Annotated in this window: 2 protein-coding genes; both read right to left on the bottom strand. The window is 48.7% G+C overall.

What is annotated here, in order from left to right:
* Positions 1-90 precede the first annotated feature (90 nt).
* Positions 91-849: an SDR family oxidoreductase gene (locus R7070_RS25860; protein WP_005498505.1), complete on the bottom strand. Its 759-nt coding sequence runs from the start codon at positions 847-849 to the stop codon at positions 91-93.
* Positions 850-924: 75 nt separating this feature from the next.
* Positions 925-1190, bottom strand: a 266-nt coding sequence (locus R7070_RS25855; protein WP_318141470.1) for an NAD-binding protein, incomplete at its 5' end; no start/stop codon positions are given.

Below are 1190 nucleotides of genomic sequence, written 5' to 3'. Positions count from 1 at the left end.
AAAAAAGAAAACAGAGCCTGCCCTCAATGCGACTCCTCACTAAGCAGACAAATATGCCTCCCTGAGGCAATCATTCTCTGAAAAAAGCGTTTACATTCGGATTCCGCCATCCACCTCAAGCACGCGGCCAGTGAAGTAATCACTCTCAAGAATGTATTTGACGGCATGAGCGATTTCACTCGCTTCCCCCATTCTCCCTACCGGAATCATCTTTTCTAGACGTTCGATCGCCTCTGGCTTCATTTGATCAGCCATCGCCGTATGTACAACCCCCGGCGCAATCGCAGCGGCTCGAATGCCGTACCTTGCAAGCTCGCGTGCCCACGTCGTTGCCATGGTAGCGACCGCCGCTTTGGAGGCGGAATAGTTGGTTTGACCAATATTCCCGGCTCTCGCAACGCTAGAGATATTGATGATGACCCCTTGTGAGCCACTTTCAATCATTTTTACAGCAGCCTCACGCCCACACAGAAATGTTCCCGTGACATTGACATTCATGACGAGATTAAACTGCTCCAACGACATTTTGCTGATAACGCCATCTTTGGCTTTTACAAGCAAACCATCTCGCAGCACTCCCGCATTGTTGATGAGTCCATTAAGCTGACCGAAATCTTGAAGAATGGCGTCAAATGTCGCTTCCACATCCGATTCATTTGTCACATCAACCGGATAAGTGAACACTTTCGCACTTAACATCTGACATTGTGATTGTGTCTCTCGTAAACCGGTTTCATTCACATCGAGCAAAGCCAAATCAGCTCCGGATTGAGCGAGGGTAATCGCCATCATTTGGCCCAGCCCCTGCCCTGCACCTGTAATCGCAATAACGCTATTTTTTATGTCCATATTTGCTCTCCAAAACTTGTCGGCACTCAGACACGAAATATCGAAACTGGGAGCTTATTGCTCCCAGCACAATGTTCATTTGTTGTTCTTATAGAATTCAAACAGACTTGAGAAATCGAGCTCACCATGACCGCTCGAGTTATGGAATGCATAGAGGTTACGCGCCAACGCCCCCATAGGCACCGAGGAATGGGTTTGCAATGCGGCATCTAATCCCAAACCTAAATCCTTTAGCATCAGCTTGCTCATAAAGCCCGGCTGATAATCATGGCTGGCTGGCGCGCTATCCATCACGCCCGGGCATGGATTATAAAGCTCTAAGGCCCAGTTTCGTCCTGAGC

Origin of the sequence: Vibrio sp. 1557 (genome assembly GCF_033340175.1) — a bacterium.
In the GTDB taxonomy this organism is placed as follows: domain Bacteria; phylum Pseudomonadota; class Gammaproteobacteria; order Enterobacterales; family Vibrionaceae; genus Vibrio; species Vibrio alginolyticus.
This window is presented reverse-complemented; position numbering and strand designations above follow the sequence as displayed.